This window comes from Streptomyces pactum, assembly GCF_016031615.1.
GTDB classification, from domain to species: Bacteria; Actinomycetota; Actinomycetes; order Streptomycetales; family Streptomycetaceae; genus Streptomyces; species Streptomyces pactus.
Map to the genome: position 1 here is coordinate 1 of NZ_JACYXC010000026.1, position 1,219 is coordinate 1,219.

At 77.2% G+C, this 1,219-nt stretch carries 1 protein-coding gene; it reads right to left on the reverse strand.

Translation table 11 applies throughout. The features are described from left to right. Positions 1-131: 131 nt before the first annotated feature. Complete coding sequence (locus tag IHE55_RS30475) at positions 132-1,103, reverse strand: hydroxyacid dehydrogenase (RefSeq protein ID WP_197991707.1); 972 nt, start codon at positions 1,101-1,103, stop codon at positions 132-134. Positions 1,104-1,219 lie beyond the last annotated feature (116 nt).

A 1,219-nucleotide genomic window follows, 5' to 3' on the forward strand; every position in this document is an offset into this window, starting at 1 on the left:
GGAACGGGGTCTGCCGGGGCCGACGGGTGCCGGAACGGGGTCCGCGGGGGTCCGCGGGGTGCCGGCACGGGGTCCGCCCGGCCCGGGCGCCGGATCGGGCTCCGCCGGACGTATGCGCCGGGCGTCGGGGGTCAGGCGATGCGGTCCAGGTCGCCGGGGAGCACCTGGTGGCGCAGCGGCATCCCGGCCGCAAGCCGCTCCGCCTCCTCGGTGACCGCCAGGCCCAGCCGGGGCAGCTCGTTGCCGAGCGCACCGGCGATGTGCGGGGTGAGCAGCACGTTCGGCAGGTGGTGGAGCGGTGAGCCGGCGGGCAGCGGCTCGGGGTCGGTGACGTCCAGCACCGCCGAGATCCGGCCCGACACCAGCTCCCGGGTGAGCGCGGCGGTGTCCACCAGCGCGCCCCGCGCGGTGTTCACCAGCGCGGCGCCGTCCGGCAGCAGCGCCAGCCGGCGGGCGTCCAGCAGGTGCCGGGTGCCCGGTAGCAGCGGGGCGTGCAGGCTCAGCACCTCGCTGGTGGCGACGAGTTCGTCCAGCGGCAGCGGACGGACGCCGAGCGCGCGGGCCTCCGGGCGCGGCAGATACGGGTCGTACACCGCGACCTCCACATCGAACGGGCGCAGCAGCTCGATCACCCGCCGCCCGATCCGGGAGGCCCCCACGATCCCCACCCGGCGGCCCAGGTTGCCCAGCCGCCCGGTCTCGGCCGGGTCCGGGAGGCGGTGGCTCGCCGCGTAACGGGCCCGCATCCGCAGGGCGTCCTTGCCACACAGCAGGATCGCCCCGAGGGTGAACTCGGCGACCGGCACGGCGTTGGCGCCGGCCGCGGAGGAGACCAGCAGGCCACGGTCCCAGCATGCCGCGGTCACATGCCCCTTGACGCTCCCCGCCGCGTGCAGGACCGCGCGCAGCCGGGGGAGGCCGGCCAGCACCTCCTCGGTCAGCGGGGTGCAGCCCCACCCGGTGACCAGCACCTCCGCGTCCTCGGGGGGCACACCGCCGGTGGCCACCGGGTGCGGCGCCGCCTCCCGGGCCACCCGGAGGGAGCGGGCGAGCCGGTCGAGCAGCGGGTCGGGGAAGAGCCGCGGCAGATGGACCGGTTCCATCACGAACAGCGTGGCGGGCTTGTCGGGCACGGGCCCTCCCGGTAGGCGATCGAAAGCGGTGCGCGAACGGGCCGCTCCAGTCTCCCCGACGCCCCGCCCCGACGTACCGCGATCCG